The 23,232-nt window shown below is 45.9% G+C and carries 15 protein-coding genes and 1 tRNA gene; 5 read left to right on the top strand and 11 right to left on the bottom strand.

Annotated elements, in window-relative coordinates; translation table 11 throughout:
* Positions 1–6: 6 nt before the first annotated feature.
* The 3 genes from AC59JT_RS17260 to AC59JT_RS17250 are packed head-to-tail and all read left to right on the top strand — an operon-like array spanning position 7 to position 3,862.
* Positions 7–1,932, top strand: coding sequence for a RagB/SusD family nutrient uptake outer membrane protein (locus tag AC59JT_RS17260; protein WP_497401273.1), 1,926 nt, complete (start codon positions 7–9; stop codon positions 1,930–1,932).
* Positions 1,933–1,947: 15 nt separating this feature from the next.
* A complete protein-coding gene (locus AC59JT_RS17255) occupies positions 1,948–3,165 on the top strand; it encodes a DUF5000 domain-containing lipoprotein (protein ID WP_497401271.1) in 1,218 nt (405 codons plus the stop codon).
* A 10-nt stretch (positions 3,166–3,175) separates the two neighbouring features.
* The gene (locus tag AC59JT_RS17250; protein WP_497401269.1) at positions 3,176–3,862 is read left to right on the top strand and encodes a DUF4998 domain-containing protein; all 687 of its coding nucleotides are present in this window, start codon (positions 3,176–3,178) and stop codon (positions 3,860–3,862) included.
* 88 nt (positions 3,863–3,950) lie between these two features.
* Here the strand turns inward: AC59JT_RS17250 and AC59JT_RS17245 are convergent, their stop codons facing one another.
* On the bottom strand, positions 3,951–5,081 hold the full coding sequence (locus AC59JT_RS17245; RefSeq protein ID WP_497401267.1) for a FecR family protein: 1,131 nt from the start codon (positions 5,079–5,081) through the stop codon (positions 3,951–3,953).
* Between the two features lie 132 nt (positions 5,082–5,213).
* On the opposite strand from AC59JT_RS17245, the gene AC59JT_RS17240 reads away from it, so the two are divergent.
* Positions 5,214–5,798: an RNA polymerase sigma-70 factor gene (locus tag AC59JT_RS17240; RefSeq protein ID WP_497401265.1), complete on the top strand. Its 585-nt coding sequence runs from the start codon at positions 5,214–5,216 to the stop codon at positions 5,796–5,798.
* A gap of 72 nt (positions 5,799–5,870) precedes the next feature.
* Here AC59JT_RS17240 and AC59JT_RS17235 read toward each other — a convergent pair whose 3' ends face one another.
* The 8 genes from AC59JT_RS17235 to AC59JT_RS17200 all read right to left on the bottom strand — a co-directional run bounded on the left by AC59JT_RS17235 (position 5,871) and on the right by AC59JT_RS17200 (position 19,245).
* Entirely contained in the window at positions 5,871–8,600 is a 2,730-nt protein-coding gene (locus AC59JT_RS17235) for a glycoside hydrolase family 2 protein (RefSeq protein ID WP_497401263.1), read from the bottom strand.
* Positions 8,601–8,634: 34 nt separating this feature from the next.
* Entirely contained in the window at positions 8,635–9,849 is a 1,215-nt protein-coding gene (locus tag AC59JT_RS17230) for an MFS transporter (protein ID WP_497401261.1), read from the bottom strand.
* 4 nt (positions 9,850–9,853) lie between these two features.
* Complete coding sequence (locus tag AC59JT_RS17225; protein WP_497401259.1) at positions 9,854–10,612, bottom strand: SGNH/GDSL hydrolase family protein; 759 nt, start codon at positions 10,610–10,612, stop codon at positions 9,854–9,856.
* Positions 10,613–10,617: 5 nt separating this feature from the next.
* Positions 10,618–12,624 carry an FAD-dependent oxidoreductase gene (locus AC59JT_RS17220; protein WP_497401257.1) on the bottom strand — a complete coding sequence of 669 codons (2,007 nt, stop codon included), beginning with the start codon at positions 12,622–12,624 and terminating at the stop codon, positions 10,618–10,620.
* A 1-nt stretch (position 12,625) separates the two neighbouring features.
* Positions 12,626–13,114: a hypothetical protein gene (locus AC59JT_RS17215; protein ID WP_497401254.1), complete on the bottom strand. Its 489-nt coding sequence runs from the start codon at positions 13,112–13,114 to the stop codon at positions 12,626–12,628.
* A gap of 13 nt (positions 13,115–13,127) precedes the next feature.
* A complete protein-coding gene (locus AC59JT_RS17210; RefSeq protein WP_497401252.1) occupies positions 13,128–14,528 on the bottom strand; it encodes a RagB/SusD family nutrient uptake outer membrane protein in 1,401 nt (466 codons plus the stop codon).
* A gap of 13 nt (positions 14,529–14,541) precedes the next feature.
* Entirely contained in the window at positions 14,542–17,880 is a 3,339-nt protein-coding gene (locus tag AC59JT_RS17205) for a TonB-dependent receptor (RefSeq protein WP_497401249.1), read from the bottom strand.
* A 210-nt stretch (positions 17,881–18,090) separates the two neighbouring features.
* Positions 18,091–19,245, bottom strand: a complete 1,155-nt coding sequence (locus AC59JT_RS17200) for a FecR family protein (RefSeq protein ID WP_497401247.1) — start codon at positions 19,243–19,245, stop codon at positions 18,091–18,093.
* A gap of 266 nt (positions 19,246–19,511) precedes the next feature.
* Between AC59JT_RS17200 and AC59JT_RS17195 the strand changes: the two genes are divergently transcribed.
* Positions 19,512–20,606 carry an SGNH/GDSL hydrolase family protein gene (locus AC59JT_RS17195; protein WP_497401245.1) on the top strand — a complete coding sequence of 365 codons (1,095 nt, stop codon included), beginning with the start codon at positions 19,512–19,514 and terminating at the stop codon, positions 20,604–20,606.
* 344 nt (positions 20,607–20,950) lie between these two features.
* On the opposite strand, the gene AC59JT_RS17190 is transcribed toward AC59JT_RS17195, so the two are convergent.
* Both AC59JT_RS17190 and metG read right to left on the bottom strand, forming a co-directional pair.
* A tRNA-Arg gene (locus AC59JT_RS17190) sits at positions 20,951–21,022 on the bottom strand.
* Positions 21,023–21,133: 111 nt separating this feature from the next.
* Positions 21,134–23,206, bottom strand: a complete 2,073-nt coding sequence (gene metG, locus AC59JT_RS17185) for a methionine--tRNA ligase (protein ID WP_497401243.1) — start codon at positions 23,204–23,206, stop codon at positions 21,134–21,136.
* Positions 23,207–23,232: the final 26 nt, after the last annotated feature.

Here is a 23,232-nt window from a genome sequence, read left to right as displayed (position 1 = left end):
ATGATCATGAAAAAACTATTTAAAATATTGCTGTTCCTGGTCGCTATCTGTGCCACATCATGTAATAAATACATGGATATTGTGCCCGATAACGTGCCAACGCTGGATAACGCTTTCAGAAGCCGGGTAATGGCCGAGCGTTACCTGAATACCTGCTATAACTGGATGCCGGGCGGCTTCGACCTGGAATCAAACCCAGCATTTTTTGCCGGTGATGAACTTTGGCTAAGCTCAACATCTAACTTTCTTACCGGCACTTTTAGTAACTGGTACATCGCTTTGGGTAACCAAAATACCAGCAGCCCTTTAAATAATTACTGGGATGGCTCGGGTCAGGCGAAAGCACTTTGGAGAGGCATCCGCGACTGTAATATCTTTTTAGAGAACATTGCTGTTGTGCCGGATATGGATGATCTGGAGAAGAAGCGTTGGTCGGCTGAGGTTAAGTTCCTGAAAGCATACTATCACTACTATCTGCTGCGCATGTACGGCCCTATTCACATTATGGATGTTAATGTGAGCACTACCGCCGATCCTTTGGAGACCCAGATAGAGCGTAAACCGGTAGACGAATGCTTTAACTATATCACCTCCCTAATCGATAGCGCGGTGCCTGACCTACCGGATGATATCAGCACCATTAATGAATACGGCCGGATCAGCAAACTGATCGCTTATTCTATAAAGGCAGAAATAATGGTTACAGCAGCCAGTCCTTTGTTTAACGGTAATTCCGACTATTCTGGTTTTAGCACAAGCGATGGCAAGCCTTTTTTCAACCCGACATTCAATAACGACAAATGGGTGAAAGCTGCTGAGGCCTGCAAGATTGCAGTTGAATTTGCGGAAAGCTATGGCCGTACGCTTTTTAAGTGGACGCCGCCGCTTACATTAACTACACCGCCGCAAACAAGTACCATTAATCAGATGAGCTACCGCGAAAGTATCGCCGAGCGCCAAAATAATCCGGAACAGATATGGGTGAACAACGTATCACGTGCTACCCGGGATGTGCAGGCCGCGGCTACGATCAGGAGCTATGACCCTGCTTTTATTGATAATAGCGTATTAACCGGTTATCTGTCACCGACCATCAACGTTGCCCTGTTGTACTACAGCAACAACGGTGTACCGATAGATGAAGATAAAACCTATGATTATGGTAACCGTTTTGCACTGAGAGCGGTACCCACCGGTACTTCTAAATACATGTACAACCTTACCGCTGGTTACACTACCGTTGGTATGCACTTTGACCGTGAGGATCGCTTTTACGCGTCGTTAGCTTTTGATGGCGGACGCTATTTTACCAGCGCGCTTACTAATGATAACAGCGCGTTTAACTTAAACTACAAACCGGGTGGTAACGCCGCACCGGTGAATATCAGAACTTACTCTGCTACCGGGTATACCCCTAAAAAGCTGGCCAGCTATCGTAATGTTACCGCTGCCTCTAACTCGTTCACCGTGTATGAGTATCCTTACCCAATCATCCGTATGGCCGATCTGTATTTGCTTTACGCTGAAGCATCAAACGAAGCTACCGGCCCGAATGGGGATGCTATCGCGAAGCTGGACCTTGTACGTAAAAGAGCAGGTTTACTAGGCGTGCAAACATCATGGACACAATTTGCCCGCAACCCGGCCAAACCTAACTCCAAAGAAGGTTTGCGTGACATTATCCGTCGCGAACGTTCTATCGAGCTGATGTTTGAAGGAAAGCGTTTTTGGGATCTGCGCCGCTGGAAAACAGCCCAGCAAGAACTGAATACGAATATCACCGGCTGGAGCATCCGTGAAAAAGACGCGCAGTTGTTCTATCGCCAGGCCACCCTGTATTCGCGCACTTTTGCGCAACGCGACTACCTATGGCCTATGAGCATAGGCGAACTGCGCAGAAACTCAAAATTAACTCAAAACCCTGGTTGGTAATTTAATTTAAAAGATATGAAAGCAAAATTAAGCATACTAACAGCAGTAACATTTGTACTGCTATTGGTTTGGGCAGGATGTAAAAGAGACGATGGTTTAAAGGCCCTCAAAACAGGTGAAAAACCTTCAGTAGTAACAAATTATAGTTATGTATCTATACCAGGCGGCGCCATTATTACGTATGACCTGCCACAAGGCGCCGATCTGCGCTACATTAAAGCTACTTACAAGCTGGATAACGGCGAAACCAGAGAGGCCAAATCGGCGATCTACAAGAACACGTTGCAGGTTGACGGCTTCTCCAGCGAAGGCAGTTATGACATTAACTTAACTTCGGTAGCCGTAGGCGAGGTTGAATCTGCCCCGGTAGTGATCAAGATACAGACCCTGCGCCCGGCGTACAAACTGGTGATGGATACCATCAAACTAAAGAAAGCATTTTATGCTGCTTTTGGTGGTTTGAATATTGATTATTCAAATCCTACGTTGTCAAGCCTGGTGTTCCATGTGCTGCAAAAAGATGTAAGCACTTCGCAATGGAAAGAGATACAAACCTCTTATAGCAATGCGCCGGGCGGCCGTATACGTGTAAGAGGATTGGAAGCAACAGCGCGCGACTTTGGTGTTGCGATTACCGATCGTTGGAACAATCGCACCGATACGCTGACGGCTAACCTTACGCCTTTCCAGGAAAGCCTAATCGACAGAAGCAAATTCTTACCACTCTATCTGCCGTCTGATACATACGATATTCATACGGCGCAGGGCAGAGCCAGGGCCTTGCCTGTATTATGGGACGGTATACGCGCGCAAAGCGGCACCATCTTCCAAACCAAACCAACTACCCTGATCCCGCAGTGGTTCTCGTTCGACATGGGAGCACCTTATCGTATTAGCCGCATGATCATGTATCCGGACATCCCGCCAAGCGATCTGAACGTTTACACCGGCGGACAACCGTCAGCATTCGAGATGTGGGGAAGCAATAACCCTACCAGCGATGGCAGCTTTAACAGCTGGACCTACGTAGGTACTTTCAATTCAGTCAAACCTTCTGGTTCACCACTAGGTAAGGTAACGGCGGCAGATATAGCACAGGCTAGAGCAGGCGAAGAGTACGAGTTTGAGGCTACTGCCGGTAAATTCCGTTACTGGCGCTTTAAAACAACTGCCACTTGGGGCCTGGTAACTTATGTGGCCCTGGCCGAACTAACTTTTTATGGCACCAATTAATACGCTTATTATGAAAAAAACACGCATTATACCCTTCCTGTTACTGGCTATCCTGCTCTTTGTCGGGAGCTGCAAAAAGTACACAGGCGACTATACCAAATACCTGGATAACGCAGAGGCCGTGTATCCAGGCAAACCCGTTTCGCTAACCATTAATTCGGGCATCAACCGTGCGCAGGTGTTGGCACTGATCAGCCCTGATCCGCGGGTTGTTAAGGTGCGTATTTACTGGAACAGCGGTCGCGATTCTGTTGAAGCAACAATTGACAAGACCGACCTGGCTAAGAATAAAACCATCATGATACCTTCTATTCCCGAAGGGATATATTCGTTTCAAGCCGTGAGCTTTGATGCAGCCGGTCATCGTTCGGTAGTAACGGAAAAGAACGGTTCCATTTTCGGGCAAAATTACATCAGGACATTAGTGAACCGGGTGTATAAAGCTAAGATCACGGTATCGGGCACTACGGGTATACAATGGTTCTCTGAAACGGATACCTCATCAGCAATGGTTGGTGTGCGGGTTTATTATCCGCTAAATAACGGTAGCACGGCATCGGTATTCACGGCCAAAAACCGCGATACCACTTTGTTAACCAATGCTAAGCCTGCACAAAAGTTTATCTTTAAAACGGCTTACATCCCTAAAGGTGCTATCGATACATTTTATTCAAAAACCGATACGCTGAATTACTAAGTTTACCAAAAGCGATGATAATAAGAAAGGGCACCTTCGGTATCGGAGGTGCCCTTTCTTATTAAACTTGAATCCGGATTAATATATCTTATTGGATTACCGTTACCTTCTTCCCTTCTATCCTGAAGTGAATGGAATCGGTGAGTTCGAAGTTGTTTAACAATTCCGTAATATCCTTGTACCTGGATATTTTACCACTAAAACGCTCATTTTTATTAAGTGGCCCTTCATAAGCAAGATCAATATCATACCAGCGTGCCATTTGTTTCATAATAGACTTGATGTCCATCTCCTTAAAATAAAAATATCCTTCCTTCCAGGCTATGGTGGTTTTAATATCGGCACGTTGTACCTTAAAACCGCTCTCTGCATTTAAAGCAATACCCTGGAAGCCCGGAGTTAGCATGGCGCTGGCCGCACCTTTATTCAAGCGTACACTGCCTTCTAACAGGGTTGTCGTAACCGCGTTATCATCCGCGTAAGCGCTCACATTAAAATGAGTGCCCAGTACGTTCACGTTGGTACCATTGGCCTCAACGATAAAAGGCATCTTTTCATTCTTTGCAACCTCAAAATACGCTTCGCCCTGTAATTGCACACGACGCTCTTTACCTTTAAAAGCCACCGGAAACGAAAGTGATGAGGCTGCGTTAAGCAATACTTTTGAGCCATCAGCCAGGGTTACCCAATACTGCCCCCCTCGTGGCGTGGCTATGGTGTTATGGATCAATTCGTCACCCGTGTGCTTTGAAGATGACAGATCATATACCAGTAACCCGTCTTTGGCTTTTGAAACCTGCACACCAGCCTGTACCATCAATTGGCCATTCTTAGCGTCGGTAAGCAGGATCTTTTTGCCTTCTGCAGTAATAAGGTAAGCCTGATTACTGCCGGGTTTGATAAGCTGTTTTGTAACGCCGGTAGTTTCTACAGGTTGGCTTTGCTTAGCCAGCCAAAAATAACTGATACTGAAGAGCACCAGGATTGAGGCAGCCACCTTAAGCCAGGTATAGTTTTTCTTAGGCTTACCATAGCGACTTTCGTGTATCCGGTTCTTCAATCTGTCGTGAATAAGCTGCTGGTCACCAAGATCAGCGTCCCAGTTAGCGTCGAGCAACTTTATTTCATCCTGGTACGCATGCAGGGCGGCTTCCTCTTCGGGCGTGCATTTGCCTTCCATGAACTTTTTGTACAGTATTTGAAATTCGTTAGCGGTCATAATAATGTATGTACTTACATATTGAATGTATCACAAATGGGAGATGCACACACATAAATAAAAAAAAAAATTCAATTAATTCCATTTAGGATATATGTTGATCATTTTTTAACTTTAGGAACCAGTTAAATTATGAGATCCCTATCCGGTACAGATATTGAACTATGGCATGCCGTGCGTCATGATAATGAGGCCGCGTTCCAGGTGCTTTTCGAGCGCTACTGGGTAAAGCTGTATAAAACCGCCTGCGCGCACATTCGCGACAAGGAATTATGCGAGGAGATCGTTCATGATATCTTTGTGAATATCTGGGAGCGCCGGGCCGATTTGGATATACAATCTTTCCCCGCTTTTTTAACTACCGCGATCCGTTACCAGGTACACAATCACTACCGGGTTAAACGTCCGATACATATACAGGCAGAAGAAGTTGCGGACCAGGAATCTAACGCGGTATATAACGAAGGCGCAGAGCGGTTGAATGAACACGACATGCATCACGAACTATATGACCACATGGATCATTTACCTAAGCGCTGTCAGGAGATATTCCAGATGAGCAGGGTTGAGCAGCTGTCTAACCAGGAAATTGCCATGCGCCTGGGTATATCCAAACGAACGGTGGAGAACCAGATCACTCACGCGCTAAAACATTTGCGCATGTCTATGAAATACGTAGCGCTCATCCTGTCGCTTATTTCGCAATTTGTTAAATAAAGTTATCAGCCAAGAACCGCCCATAAAAAAGGGCATCTTTTCAGATGCCCTTAATCTAATTTAATTGATCAATTACTGTATAATTTGTGCTGTAGCAGTTGCATTAAAAGCATCGGTCACTAGTTTTACTTTGCCTTTGGTGGCTTCTGTAGGGATTTCGATAATTACCGTCTTCGATTCGCCCGGTAATAAGCTGAAAAAGTTATCCGAATAATAAGTAGGCGCATAGTTATTGCCTTTTTCGTCCTGTAGTTTCAACTGCGTAAAGAACGACAGTGATCCCGACGGGTTATTGACAAGTACTTCCAGGCCTTGCTTATGGCCTATCTTGATCTTTTTGACACTCACTTTCAATTTTGCTTTTGGCAGTTTGTTGATGTCCTGAAAACCTGATACCGCAGGCCCCGTCATGCTCCAGGCACCGGTGTAGGCGGTTGTTGATCGCCAGTAGAAAGCATCGTTAACCAGTTTTCCTGTACTATCCTTCAGCTTCAGTTTAATAAAATGCACGGAGGTAATATCCGTTGGAAAGTCGATCTTCAGCGCGTCTTTCACCAGGCCATCCGCCGGGATATTAACTTTTGCTGATTTTTGCCATACCGGTTTTGAGTTAAGATCATACACCGTGGCTTCTACGCTGTAACCGTTAAAAGCTTTTCGATAGTCGTTGTAAACGGATACAGTATTTTTTAGATGATCGTACTGCGGGTGTAATGGCGCCAGTCCGTTTTGCGAATAGTATAGGGCTGCTGTAGGCTCCAAATACCAATCATACATCCTTGACGCAGTTTGCGGAAGCGGGCTGTTGTGATACCAGAACAGGAAGCCTGAGGCCCAGCGGTCGCCGAAGTTGAATTTGTTATAATTCCATACCTCCCATATCGCACGGAAATTTAACGCGCCAACGAACTGCGCTTTTTTGGCAAACTCTTCGATAGAAGATGAGGGACCAAATTCATCTACCGCCTGGCGATATTTAGTGGTCATCTGGTGAAAGCCGTTACCATCCAGGTAGTCCCAAACATCTTTATTGATCGGCCAGGCATCCGTGCCCGGCATCATTTTCTTGATCGACTCGGCTATCGGCAAACTCGGCGCGCCATACTCTGGGTTAAAGCCATCCACACGGCTGCCTCTTTTTGACGCGGTGTTCTCAAAATACTGCATCGGGTTTTCGTATTTATACGGGCTGCCATCATGCACGCCGCAGCATTCTGATTGTACCTGGTAGCCGATGGTCGGGTCAAATTTTTTGATCAGTGCGGCAGTGCCAGGTATCTCGCCACCCTCATTGGCCGCCACGTAATAAGCTGATGATGCGTGCTGGCGGATGCGTTTTACTGTATTCGTCAGGTTTTTAAAGTATAGCGCGGTATCGGCTGGCATACGAGTGTCGCCTGTTATCCAGAACTCGCTCCAAACCAGTAAGCCAAATTCATCGCATAACTGATAAAAATAGTCGGACTCGGCAATACCACCACCCCACAAACGCAGCAAATTTAAGCCGGCTTGTTTGGTGTAACGTAACTCGGCATAGGTGCGTTGTTCGTTATTGCGCAGCATAGCCTCGGGTACCCAGTTGGTGCCGCGTATAAAGATAGGCTGGCCGTTAACATAAAAACGGCGCGACTTATCAGGCGTGTTCTGATCAGAACTGATCTCCCTGATACCGAATTTACTACTAAGGCTATGGCTTACCTGCCCCGCGATGGTAAATTTAAGTTTCAAGTTATACAGGTGCTGACCACCTTTGTTGATAGGCCACCAAAGCTTAGGCCGCTTAATGGTCAACGCCTTAAATTCTTCGGGTGTAAAAGCTACCGTTTTCGTTTCGTTAGGTGCAAGCGAAACCGTTTTGCTGAAGGTACTACCCGTCTCGGTGATGATGCCTGACAATATGCCTTTTTGAGCTTTGGTAGATGCATTTTTCACTTCAACCGATACGGTCTCTCTTGATGATGAAGTATCCGGCAGTGGCAGGTCGGTTTGTACAAATGGGCTAGCAAGGGTCACGTCGCCGGTAGCGAAAAGCTCTACATCGCGCCATATCCCTGTGTTCCTGTCGCGGATACCATCGGGGGAGGTGAAATCCCAGCCAACACTCATTAGCATGGTCACGTTCTTGCCTATCTCGCCGTCGCCGCCGTTATGGTTTTCGCCCACGGCGCCGGCACGTCCCTGTCCCGGCCGGTAATACGAGCCCGGGTGATCCACAGGTAAAATATCAACAGCAAGCACATTGCGGCCTGTTTTTTTAAGCACTTTTGTAACCTCAAAGCTTTGGGTATTGAACATACCTGCCATGCTGCCAACCTGAACGCCGTTTACCCAAATAGCGCAACGGTAATTGATGCCATGAAACTTTAACCAGGTCCGTTTGCCTTTAAAAGTAGCTGGTGTGTTAAATGATGTGCGAAACCAATAATGGTAAAACTCGGAACCGGCATCTGTGATGTCGGGAATGATCTTTTTGGATCGGCGGTTGTTATCACCATAGTATGGTTCGGGATAAACTTTATTGGCCACCAGGCTATTTAGCACCGTGCCCGGAACAATGGCTTTTTGCCAGTTACCTGTCGACTGACCGGTCTTTGATATAGCCTCGCCGCCACCTGTCACCTCACTAGCTTTGATCATTTGCCAGGCGTATTTACCGCCCACACTGTTTGACGACCGTAAAAAGATCGAACTTTCTGAAGATGGCGTGGACAAGTGCGCTGCCTGTTGCGCATTCGCATTAAATGCCTGGATCAGCGTAACCACAATTACGGTCGTAATGCGCTGAATTGATAATTTTATCATGGGTGATGAAGGGTCTAAATTAAATTTAATTAGATCAGTTGACCGTTTCATTGTAGTCAAGATCTTTGCTGTAAGTTTCTTCCATTTTCCATAAGCCAAGCAGTGCTAATATGATGGTACACCCACCAACTATGGCCGCCGCACCTGTTACGCCCTGCGTTGTTTTAAGCAACAGGAAAGCCGGTGTCATCAGGTTAACACTGCCGCGCACAAAATTGGGCACAGTGGTAGCAACGGTAGCCCGTACGTTGGTGCCGAATTGTTCGGCAGCTATAGTAACGAACAAGGCCCAGTACCCTATCGCGAAGCCTAAACACAGGCAAAGGCCATAGAAAAACCATATCGAGTCGGGCATCATGAACAGGTAAACGCCGCCGAATGCTGCCGTCAAAAACATGAATAGCAATACTACCTTTTTACGACTATGTAAACGCTGACTTAAAAAGCCGCTGCTCAAGTCGCCAAGTGATAGGCCGATATAATTGAACATGACCGCTTTGCCTGCCTCTACCGGAAAACTCAAGCCCAGGCTCTTGCCGAACTCGGGCGAGAAGGTGATCAGGATGCCAATAACGAACCAGATAGGAATGCCGATCAATATACAGCGCAAGTATTTCATGGCCCTGGCACCTGAACTGAAAAGCATGAGGAAATTCCCCCGGGCCACCTCTTCTTTCTTAGCCTGCTGGAACATGCCCGATTCAAATATGTTAAAGCGTAATAATAACAAAAGCAATCCCAGGCCACCGCCTATCATGTAAGCTATCCGCCAATCAAAAAGATCGGCCACAACGTAAGCCAGCACAGCGCCCAATAAACCTATGGATGCCACAAGCGAAGTACCATAACCGCGTAAATGTTTGGGTAATATTTCGGCTACTAATGTGATGCCTGCTCCAAGCTCGCCCGCCAGGCCAATACCTGCAATGAAACGCAGTATAACATATTGATCGATGTTAGTGACGAAGCCGTTGGCGATATTAGCAAGCGAGTACAATAAAATGGAGCCGAATAAAACCGACAAGCGCCCCTTCTTATCACCCAAAATACCCCAGAATATACCACCGATCAATAGCCCGGCCATTTGTACATTGATTAAATGCACACCTTCGGATAACAAAAGTTCGTCGGGTATTTGCAGGGCTTTCAGGCTGGGGACACGTACTATACTAAACAGTAGCAGATCATATATATCAACAAAATAGCCCAACGCGGCCACTACCAGCGGCAGCGAGAAAAGTTGTTTCACAGGGCTATCCGTTCTCATCGGTCATCGTACTTAACAGTTGATGTAAAAAACCGGGATAGCTATTCCCGGTAGTGCTGCCATCACCCCGGGTAATACTGTCGCCAAAGCAAACTATGCGTTCAAGGGGCAGTTTCAGATCGGTTATCCGGTCGAATAACGACAGAGCTATAAACCGATAGCCATTAGGGGTAGGGTGTATACCGTCGGTTTTGTTGGAGTTCGCTTCGTTCTGTATCAGCGAATCTTTATCCAAGCCTATTTTACCTATAGCGCTAAAACGCTGCCCGATATCCAGCAAAGGCGCGCGATGTTTTTTGGCTATACGTTTAACAACGGTGTTCACCTGTTCCCGGCGAACGGCCACACCTTCGGGCTGGTAAAACGCGACGGGGTGGCGCGTCATAAGGTATGGTTCGTAGGTTGGCAGTATGGTCATCAATAGCAATTTGCTGCCACTTTTTTTGATGCGTGTGGCCATTTCGTCCATGTTCTTTTCGTACTGATCTAAGGGAACATGTTTAACGCTGTTCATATCATTGGTGCCGGCCATCAATATGGTTAGCGTAGGCTGATGTGCCAGGCAATCCTTATCCAGCCTGGCCAGCATTTCGTTCGTGTTGTTTCCGCCTATGCCCGCATTAATTATCTTATGATTAGTTGTTTGTTGGGGGCGATATTCGCTGGCTACGCCAAACGAAGGTAAAGCCAATGCGGTGGCCGATGCGCCAACGCATTTAACCCATTGTCTTCTATTTAAGGTCATGTTTTTTATTTTGAATTATTTTTCGGGACGAAGAGCACCGCATCAGCAACAACAACGCCGTTAGCGCCCTCTGAGGTGATCTCTACGTAACCTGTCTTGCCTTGTGACAGGTTCACTGTGCCGAGGGAAACCCACTCGCCCGATGCTTGTCCGATCACTTGTATCTGGTCCTTATTTATCTTGTGTTTTTCAAGTTTTTTCCCATCGTATATATTTACAATGGTTACATCTGTTGCTTTAGCAACTTTAGGGCAATAGATATAAATATCATAGCTGCCTTCCTTTTTAACTGCCGGGCTAAACTTAACGCTGCTTTTGTTCGTCATGTCGTATAGATATGATGGCCCATAGCCGCCATTCTTTTCCTTTTTCCAGTTGCCTGTTATAGTTACGTTGCCGGCCGCGTCGTTATCTACCAATATCTCGGGCAGGCTTTTATCTGCCAACGGGTTATCGTTCAGTTGTTGTTGTAGCGCGGCTACGTTTATTTTTTGTACAGGTATGCGTTTATCAATAGCCTGAATGGCCGCTACCGCTGCCGACTGACCTAAAACCATAAACACCGGTTCCATACGGATAGAGCCATAGGCCATATGCGTAGCCGACAAACATATCGGCACCAGCAAATTACTACACTCGGTAGCTTTAGGGGTTATGGAACGATACGCGATAGGGTATGGGCTAATGCCACGCAACTGTACATCGCCTTCATTTTTTACCATGCCATTCACTACGATACGTTGGGTGTTGTGCGAGTCCATATTGTAAGCACCCATGCCTACGCCATCTTTCACCACCTCTTTTTGTTCGCAGTTGGCCTGGGTCATCACGTAAGCGCCTACCATACGGCGGGCCTCACGAACGTATAACTGCGGTGTCCAGTTACCGGTAGTTACAAATTCGTCCTTTGGATAACCCCATGTTAACATCTCTTTCCGCAGATGCTCGGGCATACGTGGGTCATGCCCCGCAAAATAAAGCAAGCCTTTAGTGTAATCCTCATGTTCAGCAATTATCTTTTCGCGGGTTTTGTAGTCACCTTCCGGGTATTCGTAGTTCATCCCGATCATATCGGTTGAAAAAGGGCCGTTATTGTTAATGTCTGTTTTATGGTTGGGCATCGGGCTCATTTTTAGAAAAGCCCAAAGGTCCTTACCCGGTTTTGCCGCCAGGTAGCGCAGCAATAATTCATATTTAGCCGGGTCATAATTCGCGGGTTTGGTTATTTCTATGCGATTAGCCGGGTCATTGCTTAAGCAGATACGATAGTTATAGGTTTGTATCTTTTTATCGCCGGTACCGGTAGGCTCCAATTTGGCGTCGCTTATTCCCCAAAGTAAACCGCTCTCCGGTTTTCCGGGGATCTTATATGGGTCGATACCGTCCGGGAACTGATGCTCATGTTTTAACTGCACACCGTTAACGGTCTCGCCATATTGCGCGTTAGCCTCCCGGCCTGTGGTATAACTAACCCCGGCCTGGGCCATCAGGTCGCCCTCGTAGCTGCAATCAATAAACTGTTTGGCCTGTATGTTTAAACTACCGGCTTTACCTGTCGAACTTTCCAGTACGATACTGTTAATGACCAGGCCTTTTTTGTTCACCTTGATCAAACGGCGATCATAGATCACTTTGATCTGGGCGCGTTTAACATAGTCCAGAAACAAAGCTTCGGCCACTTTAGGCTCAAAGGTCCATTGCTCAAATCGGCCGTAATGCTGGCCTATCCTTCGATAGAAGTCGCGGGCCAATCCCGTCACTACATATTTATTACCAATATCTGTAAACCCCAGGCCGCCGCTTGACAGACCGCCCAAACGTTGCCCCGGTTCTATCAGTACTACGCTTTTCCCCATTTTAACCGCGGTGTACGCCGCTATTACGCCTGCTGAAGAACCGCCGTATATACATACATCAACCCCGCCTTGCGGGCGGGGTTGTGCATGAGCCTTGTTAGTTACCAGGTTAAATACTAAACCAAGCAATAGTATGCTGAATAATTTATAAGGCATATCAGTTTGTAAGGGTATAAGTAAAAACTTTATAATTACGGTCTGTACCCACACCGATTTGGATGTTGTTGGTACCTCCGGTTAAAGTTATGATAATGGTTTTATTTCCACCTACCAATGGCGTATTGATCACCGGTATAGAAATATCGCCATACCATTTACCTGCCGGGATGGTAACGCTTAAAGGTGTTGGCGCGGTGTAATTAGTACCGGCAACCGCTGTGCCTGATAAGGTATAATTGACCACTACGTCCGTAGTTTTGGGTGTATTAACATAAACCCGCGCGGTAGCCGGCGTTACCGATACCTTACCCGAAGCCGAATTGGTGATCGTGGTTTGGGCGGTGCTGCCCGAGCCGGTGACCGCGGTCGACGTTACGTAAATATAATCGGTGATCGGCGGGTAGGTCTCCTCTTTTTTACATCCAACTATAGCTGCCATTAACAAGATGGCTATGGACAGCATTTTAATATTTTGATATATTTTCATGGTCTTAAGTAGATTAATAGCCAGTGTTTTGAACTAAGTTAGGGTTTCTGATAAGCTCCTGTGCTGGTAAAGGCCAACGCAAAAAGTTAGGGTCGGTAAAACCGGTCACCGCCGCGTAACGACCGGTACGTACCAGGTCATAATAACGCTTGCCTTCAAAGGCCAGCTCAGCAAAGCGCTCTCTTTCAATGGCCAGCCTTACATCAGCCTGCGTTACCGCGGAGGTGTTGCCAATACCGGCCCTGGTGCGGATCTGGTTAAGCAGCGTTATCGCGTCCGGCGTTTGGCCCAGTTCGTTCAAGGCTTCGGCTCTGAATAAAATGACCTCGGCTAATCTGTAAACTATGCGGTTGGCATCATAATAAAGTATATTACCAACCAGTGTTCCCGGATATTTGGCGATATACAGTTTATTAGCGTCGCGGAAAGGTGCTGGTACGGCTCCTGTGTTTTTATAGGTAATGGCCGCACGATTATCATTAGCAGGTAAGGCCGCTAACAACGCGTTGCTCGGTTGAAGACGTAAGTTACCTGCGGTAATGGTACCACCTATCGGTAAAAACTGTTCGGTAATGTTATTGTTATTCCCTTCCTGATAGGTATAGTTATACTGTACCTCAAATATGGATTCGGTCGTATTCTTTGCGGTGAATATGGTAGCAAAGTTAGGGCCTGATACTAAACTATAATTACCTGCGCCGGTGATCACCTGGTTAGCGGCATCGGCCGCGGCCTGGTATTTCTTTTGCCACAGATACAGGTCGGCCAAAGTTGTTCTGATCGCACCTTTCGTAGCTTTACCTTTATTTTCCAATACGGTACTAAATGGCAGGTCAGGCACCATGGTCTCCGCTTTTTTCAGGTCGCTTTCTATTTGGGTGAACAAAGTGGCTCGGTCTGTCTTTTTAGGATAAAAGTCTCCGCTTAGGTCCTCGTAAGGCTGCAATATCAATGGCACGTTCTCGAATGTGCGGGCCAGGTAAAAATAAAACAGGGCGCGTAAAAAGTACGCTTCGCCTATAATGCGGTCCTTGCGGGCCGCTAAGCTTGCATCGGTCATGCCGGGTACGTTCTTGATCACGCTGTTGCAACGGTTAATACCTGCGTACATAGCGTTCCAGCCGGCGTAATCATTAGTAGCCGATACGTTGCCACTTGTTACCTGCAGGTCTGATCCTGACGAGCGGTCGGTACTGGCTAACATATCTGCACGGCCGTCGCCCCAAATAATGTAGTTAAAAGGGCTGCCCTGCAAAGCATCGTAACAGGCGTTTATGGCATTATCCGCGTCTGAAGCGGTCTTGTAAAAATTTGTTGGGGTGATGATACTATCGGGGATCTGTTCTGTAACTTTTTTACATGATGATGCCGAAAAGCAAGCCAACACGATAATCATTTTTATACTGGTTCTCATTTTTTTCTTAAAATTAAAATCCAACACTTAAACCAAAAATGAATGCGCGGTACTGCGGGTAAGTCCCCTGATCGATACCTATCTGCGCAACACTTGAATTGAATGAACTTGCCTCTGGGTCATAGCCGGTATAGCGCGTAAGTGTCCATAAGTTTTGGGCGGTAGCGTAAACACGGCAACTACGTACGCTTAACTTGCTTGTTAAGGTCTTCGGTATTTGGTAACCCAGGGTAATTGTCTTTAAACGTAGGTATGAACCATCCTCTATCCAGCGGTTACTGAACCTTTTATTACCACCCGGATCTGCCGAAGTAGCTCGTGGGATATCGGTGATATCACCTTCATTCTTCCAGCGACGTAATAACGATAATGAGCCAACAAAACCTGTGGCCGACTCGGACGAATAACGGGTACCGTTCACCACGTCGTTGCCATAGCTAAAGGTCATTAAAGCGTTCAGATCAAAGCCCTTGAATTTAATAGAGTTATTAAAACCACCGGTGAATTTAGGTTGAGCATTACCAATGATGGTACGGTCAAAGTTATCAATGGTGCCATTTTTATTGACATCCTCAAATATCAGGTCACCGCCTTTAAATTTGTAATTGTTGGTACCAACACTGGTATTTAAAATACCAGTTGTATTATCTGTCGAATAACGGTAAACACCCGAGTGTTTCCAACCATAAAAGCTACCTATTGGGCTTCCCACCTGTATGATGCTGTACGAGGTAAGTGAACCAGTCAAGCCTGCGCCGGAGGTTACAATTATATTGTCGGCACCATCGTAAAGTTGCGTTACTTTGTTACGGTTAAAGGAGATATTGAAATTGCTGCTCCAGGTAAGCGCATCATTCTCAATATTAATAGTGTTCAACGTAAACTCCAGACCCTTGTTTTGCGTGGCGCCTACGTTCCTGAGTACCGAGCCAAAGCCTGATGTTCCTGGCAGTTGCACGTTTAGCAACAGGTTCGATGTGTTTTTAACATACGCGTCCACATTTAAAGAGATGCGCGACTTTAACATGGAGATATCCAAACCGGCGTTATATTGCAGGGTGGTTTCCCAGGTGAGATCAGGGTTAGGTATGGTACTTAAAAATATACCGCTTTGGCCTATGTAGCTGCCGCCTGTTGCATATTGTCCCTGCGCAGTATAATCGCCAATGGTTTGGTTACCGGTTTTCCCAATACTGGCGCGGATCTTCAGGTCATTCACCACCTCGTTCTTTTTCCAGAATTCTTCGTTAGATATACGCCACGCAGTAGATAATGCCGGGAAGATCGTATATCTGCGGTTAGCGCCAAAACGCGATGAACCGTCACGGCGGGCAGTGGCTTCTAACAAATACTTGTCGCCGTATGAATAGCTTAAACGACCAAATGCAGATGACAGACCATAAGCAGACGTGCTAGAACTTGCCGTTGTTGGCAATACCGCCGCATTCAGTGTGTAGATGTTGTTGGTGGCATATTGTGTACCGGCCGCGTTGATGGCGTACGAGCTGCGTTCCTGCAAACTGTAGCCCAATAAGCCGGTAAAGTTATGCTTGCCCAAGGTTTTGGTATAGGTCAAAGTATTCTCATTGATCCAGCTATCTACGGTAGAGGAAAATGTGCTACCGCTGGCAACGCCATTACGTACCGCGTCCGAAGGTTGGAAGAAAACGTCAAGCACTGAGGCATAGTCGATACCGAATGTACTTCTGAATTTCAGATCGGGAATGATATTGTATTCGCCGTAAATGTTGCCGATAACGGTAGACACCTGGTTAGTGTATTTGATCTTATTGGCAAAAGCCACCGGGTTAATAAAGCCCGATACATCGCCTTGGTAATAAGTGCCATCCGGATTATAGATTGGCAGCGAAGGTGATTTTTTCAAGGCTACCTGTATCAACGATCGGTCGCCGTCCTCGGTTGATACGCGTTTGTTATCATAGCGAGTCAATGAAATATTGGTACCGAATTTGAATTTGCTACTCGCATCATAATCAAGGTTGATCCGGCCTGTACCACGCTTGTAACCCGAGTTGATGATGATACCGTCCTGGTCAAAGTAGCCGGCGCTCAGAGCAAATCTTAATTTGTTTTCGCCGCCACGGATAGACAGGTCGTAGTTCGACATGGCAGCTTGTCTGAATAAAGCATCCTGCCAGTTGGTGTTAGCCACGGTGCCATCAGGAGCCGGCAGTAAAAAGCCGTACAAGGTAGTAACGCCATCAGCTAGCGCGTTAGAGCGATTTTCTTGTATAAGATCAATAGATTGCTCATTGTTCATCAATTTAACACGACGGCTCTTGTTGTCGTTTTGTATACCGGTGTAAAAATTCAGGTCATAAGTTGTAGCACCTTTACGGCCGTGTTTGGTGGTAATTAATACCACCCCATTGGCCGCACGCGAACCATAAATAGCCAATGCACCCGCGTCTTTCAACACATCCATTGATTCGATATCGTCAGGATTGATCGCAGAAAGTGCTGAGGTCTGGCTTCCCGAAAGACTGATACTGTTCAATGTTCCCGACTCGATAGGCACACCATCCACAATGTAAAGCGGATCGTTACCGGCGGTGATAGACGTGGTACCACGTATACGCAGTGTTACCGCGCTACCCGGAGCGCCCGAGTTTTGCACCACCTGTACACCCGAAGCACGGCCCTGGATCAGGGACTGCGGCGTTGCTACCGGCAGGTTAGCGATGTCTTTTCCTTTTACAGATGAAACAGCAGAAATAATATCTTTACGCTGTTGCGTGCCGTAGCCCACTACAACCACTTCGCTAAGTGCCGAAGGTTTCTCCTCCAGGGTAACATTGATTATGTTTTTACCGGTCACGGCTATCTCTTGTGTCGAGAAGCCGATGAAGCTGAATACCAGTGTGCCATTATCATCCGGTAAACGTAAAGTATATTTTCCGTTCGCATCGGTTGTAGCGCCGGTGGTGGTACCCTTTAACAGCACGTTCACACCGGGCAAGGGTAATCCTTTTTGATCGGATACGGTACCGGTGATCACTACGGGGGCTTTCGCTGTTACCTGGGGAACCTCGCGTATCTCTTTCTTTTTAATAACAACGGTATTACCATTGATAATATAGCTTAACGGTTGGTTTTTAAAGCACTTTTCCAAAGCGTTACTCAATGTTTCGTTACTAAGGGATACATCAACAGGTTTCGCTTCTTTCATCAGGTCGCTGCTATACAGAAAATTATAGCCGCTCTGTTCGCTCAGGTTATTTAATACATCGTCAAGTGAGGCGTTCCTGGCATTTAGGCTCACTTTTTGGGCATAGCCACTAGCGCTTACCTGCATGATGGCAACTACCCATAAAACAATGGTCAATTTCATTATCTTCAAAAAATTAGGTGAAATGCAGGTACACGACCTGCATTTAATTGCAGTGATAATTTTGTAAATTCGCATGTTAGGTTACTATAATTGGTTGTTCTCAAACGGTCATTATTCAAACCCGGCACAGCTTTTCAAAGCTGAGATCACCGGGAGCGGTACGAACGCTCCTGGTGATCATTTTTAGGGTAACAATTATCAGGTAATGATTTAATGCATAACTGTTACCCTCCTCCCTTCAATTTTAAAGTGTACTGTTCCGGTCAATTCTAAATTATGGAGTAATTCTGATATATTTTTATACTTAGAAATACGACCACCATAGGTCTTATCAACCGGTTCTCCTTTATAAATAACATTTACATCGTACCACCTTGATGCCTGGCTCATGATCTTTTCAATAGGAATATTGCGGAACATGAAAAAACCGTTTTTCCAGGCCATTACCTGTTGCACGTTGGCTTGCTGTACCTTAAATCCATTCTGCCCAACACTCGCTATGGCCTGTTGCCCTGGCGATAATAACCGTTTGAATTGATCACGAGATAACGTTAAAGATCCTTGCAGTAAAGTCGTTATCGCTAAACTTTCATCTGCATAGGCCATGATGTTGAAATGCGTGCCTAAAACTTCCACCTCCTGGTCGTTAAAACTCACTTTAAAAGGTTTGGCTTTGTCTTTCGCTGTCTCAAAATAACCTTCGCCGGTCAGTTTTACCTTTCGGTCTTTACCTGTAAAAGCGGTTGGGAAACGTAATGAGGACGCGGCGTTTAACCAAACCTTGGTGCCATCCGGTAATTCTAAATGGTATTCGCCTCCTCTTGGGGTGGTAATGGTATTGTATTCTTCTACCTGTGATCTATTTAGAGAGGTTGCCGTTACGACATAACGCAATACGCCATTTTTCTTTTTGCTGATCTTGCTATTGCTTTGTGGGATCATGATATCCTCAGCAGTATCGTTCAGGACGATTTGTTTACCATTGGCAAGCGTAAGCACCGCTTTTTCGCGGCCTTGTTTTGCGTCAACCACTGCTTTTTTTTCAATCTTGATATTTGGTGTAGCTGTATCACTTTGTTTGTTTTTACATGAAAACAGTACTACAATAATTAAGGTCAGAACCATTGCCGCAATATACCAGCCGTTATAATTGTTGCGTTTACGTACCGATGAATATCCTGTGGTACTATCCGTCTTTTCCTTGATTTTTCTGACAGCAGCAATATCTTCCGGAGTTGGGGTAAACTCTCCTATCTCCGGTAATTCAAAGTTGTCCCGGTAAGCTATTAGCAGCGCCAATTCTTCAGGCGTAGCCCGGCCATTCACATACTTGCCAAATAGCTGCAGATATTCGTCGCGTGTCATTTTCAGGAAAGATCTTATAATTGGGTTTATATGATTATAGTGTAAATTTTAGCGTTAACACACATACTTTTTGAAAATATTTTTTTTTAGGATTATATTACTATAACGGTAATTTTACCTAACCCGGTAGACATTTCTTAAATGGCATCGACCTATGGATATAGTCCGTGCACGGAAATTGCCGGGACAAATACCAAATTTTCACGGAATATCTTTTAAACCTAACCACGTTAATTACAAGGCCAAGGCCGCTCATTACACTAATTATGAAAAACCTATACGCACGAATGTTGACCTTATGCTGCTTTATTATAGTACAGCAGCGCGCGCATGCACAGCAAACGCAAACCCCGATGGTATTCACGGATGCCCGAAAGCTTACCTTGGTTGGTAAGATGCAGAAAAGCGAACCATTTTATCATCGATTAGATACCGTCGCTTACCCGGATCTGCCCAAAAGTGTTAAAGGTTTGGCTACGCATTCCGCCGGCCTGGCTATAAGCTTTCGTACCAATAGTGCTAAGATCAGTGCTAAATGGTGTACCAACAAACGGGTTCCTTCTGATAACATGACCGGGATCGCATTTGAAGGTATGGACCTTTACATCAGGCGTGATGGCCGATGGCAGTTTGCGGGCGTTGCACGTCCGCAGACGCACGAATGTTCGGATGTTGTTGTTGTTGAAAACATGGCCCCGGGCGAAAAAGAATGCCTGTTGTTTTTACCAACCTACGATGAGACCATCTCGCTACAGATCGGTACCGACCCGGGCGCGAGTATAATAGGCGGCGATCAGCCGTTTAAAAAGAATATCCTGGTGTACGGATCCAGCATAGTTCAAGGCGCTTCGGCCAACCGCCCTGGAACAGCGTATCCGGCAAAGCTTTCCCGCCAAACAGGGTATAACTTTATCAATTTGGGTTTTAGCGGCAACGGAAAAATGGAACCCGCCGTGGCCGACATGATCGCGCCATTGCCTATGGATGCCTTTATTTTAGACTGCGTGCCCAACCCGTCTGCAGATGAGGTACTGGCCCGCACGGCTAATTTGGTGAATACTATTCGCAAGTTCCATCCAAATACACCGATCATCGCTATCGAAAGCGTGGCCCGCGAAAAAGGCACTTTTGATACGACGATAGCTGCAAGGGTAAAACAAAAAAACGGCTATTTTAAACAGGAGATAGAAAAGCTACAGAAACATGATAAGAACCTTTACTTGATAAGCGCTGATGGCCTGTTGGGAGATGATCAGGAAGGAACAACAGATGGCATACATCCCAACGACCTTGGATTTGACCGTATGGTTAACAAAATAAGGCCAGTGATTTTAGAGATATTACGCAAGCATAAGATTTGAAACGTGTACAGTTGATCGAAGCCCGGCGCCTTCCTAAAAAAAGTGCAACTGACCGAAACTTCAGTTGCACTTTTTTCTTTAAAAATTTTGATCTCAGATTCCGTTACGTGTTATGGTTTTTATAACATGGGCTACGATAGGATTATTGAATAAAGCTTAGTCGTTACTGATTACGAGGTGTTGATAGAAGTGGAAAGGAGCAACAAAGAATAATGGATAAGATTGAAGTCTAAGCAATTTGACGAACCAATCAATCAGTCAAAACTGTACCCCCAATTTACACCCACTTAAAAAAGCAAAAGGCATCTAACCAGTTGAAGATTAAATGCCTTTTGCTTTTTTAGTGGTCCCGACGGGAATCGAACCCATATCTAGAGTTTAGGAAACTCCTATTCTATCCGTTGAACTACGGGACCTTTTTTGATGTGCAGATATGCGGATGTGCAAATGTGCAAATTCTTACCGATTAACAAAAAGTAATTTTACCCATTTGCTAATCTAATCTGCACATCTGCACATTCGCCCATTTACCTGATCACCGACCCATTAGGAAAATCTGCCGCAGGCGTAACAAAAGTTAGCTTGCCTGCGTTGTCTTCGGCCATCAATATCATACCTTGCGATAGGATGCCTTTAATTTCGCGTGGCTCCAGGTTTACCAGGATACTTACTTTTTGGCCAATGATGTTCTCTGGCTCAAAAAATTCGGCTATACCCGATACAACAGTGCGCTGATCTATACCGGTATCAATAGTAAGCTTTAACAGCTTTTTGGTTTTGGCTACTTTTTGGGCGGTTAAAATGGTGCCGGTACGTATATCCATGGTGGCAAAGGTTTCGTAGTTGATGTTTTCCTTTGCGGGGGCCACCGTTACTTCTTCTTCCACCGGTGCAGCTTCTTGTTTTTTAGCCTGCAATTTTTGTAGTTGTGCTTCTATCACCTCGTCTTCTACTTTCTCAAACAATAAAGCGGCTGGGTTAAGCTGGTGGCCATTGGCGAAAACCAATTCCTGATCAAAAGTAAACTGCTCAGGCAGGTTAAGCATACCAAATATCTTCTTAGCGGTACCCGGTAGGAAAGGCTGTAAAGCCGTAGCTAAGTGCCCAATTATAGATAAGCAATTATGCAGCGCTTCTTTAGCCGATGCAGGATCTGTTTTGATTGATTTCCATGGTTCTTTCTCTGTCAGGTATTTATTACCTAAACGCGCCATATCCATCACGGCTTGCATACCCTGGCGGAAACGGTAGTTTTCCAGGCTGCTTTCAATAGAATCATACAGATCGCCAATCTCCTGGTTCAGGTTATCATCTGTCAGCACAATTTTGTCAGTTTCGGCATCTACTTTGCCGTCGTAAAATTTGTGCATCAATATCATCACCCGGTTTACAAAGTTACCCAATATGGCCACCAGCTCGTTGTTTACCCGGGCCTGATAATCTTTCCAGGTAAACTCGCTGTCGCTGGTTTCGGGTAATATTGATGTTAGCACGTAACGTAATTCATCTTGCTTTCCCGGGAATTCTTCCAAATATTCGTGCAGCCAAACCGCGTGATTGCGCGAGGTTGAAAGTTTGTCACCTTCCAGGTTTAAAAACTCGTTGGCGGGTACATTTTGCGGCAGCACATATTCGCCGTGCGCATGTAGTATTGACGGGAATATAATGCAGTGGAAAACGATGTTATCCTTACCAATAAAATGGATGAGGCAGGTATCGTCTTCAGCGTTGTCTTGCTTTTTCCAGTATTGTTTCCAGTCTTTGCCATTATCCTGGGCCCATTGCTTGGTGGCCGATATATAGCCTATCGGGGCGTCCATCCATACGTATAGCTTTTTGCCTTTGGCCTCTTCTAATGGCACGTCGATACCCCAATCCAAATCGCGGGTCATGGAGCGCGGCTGCAGGCCCGATTTTAGCCATGATTTACATTGCCCGAATACGTTTACTTTCCACTCGCCTTCTTTCTCGTCGATCCACTGCTCTAACCAGGGCTGGTATTTATCCAGCGGTAAGTACCAGTGTTTGGTCGGTTTTAAGATGGGCGTCTTGCCGCTCAGGGTTGATACGGGATTGATCAGGTCTGTCGGGCTTAATGAAGTTCCGCATTTTTCGCACTGATCGCCGTAGGCATTATCATTATGGCAGTTAGGGCAGGTACCGATGATGTAACGATCGGCCAGGAACTGATCGAAACCCTCATCATAATATTGCTCCGAAAATTTCTCAACAAACTCGTCTTTTTCATACAGATTCAGGAAAAACTCCTGCGAAAGATCATGATGAACAGGCGATGAAGTGCGGTGATAAATATCGAAACCGATCCCAAACTCTTCAAAGCTTTGTTTGATCTGGGCGTGATATTTATCGATGATAGCCTGGGGCGTGGTGCCTTCTTTTTTGGCTTTAATGGTAATGGCGGCTCCATGTTCGTCCGATCCGCATATATACACTACATCTTTTTTTTTGAGGCGTAAAAAGCGCACAAAAATATCAGCAGGCAAATAGGCCCCTGCCAGGTGACCGATATGTAATGGCCCATTGGCATACGGCAAAGCCGATGTAATGGTGTAGCGTTTAAAGTTGTTAAGTTGCGACATAATATATGCGCAAAGATAAGCTATTG

It is taken from the genome of Mucilaginibacter sp. A3364, assembly GCF_059690715.1.
This window is presented reverse-complemented; position numbering and strand designations above follow the sequence as displayed.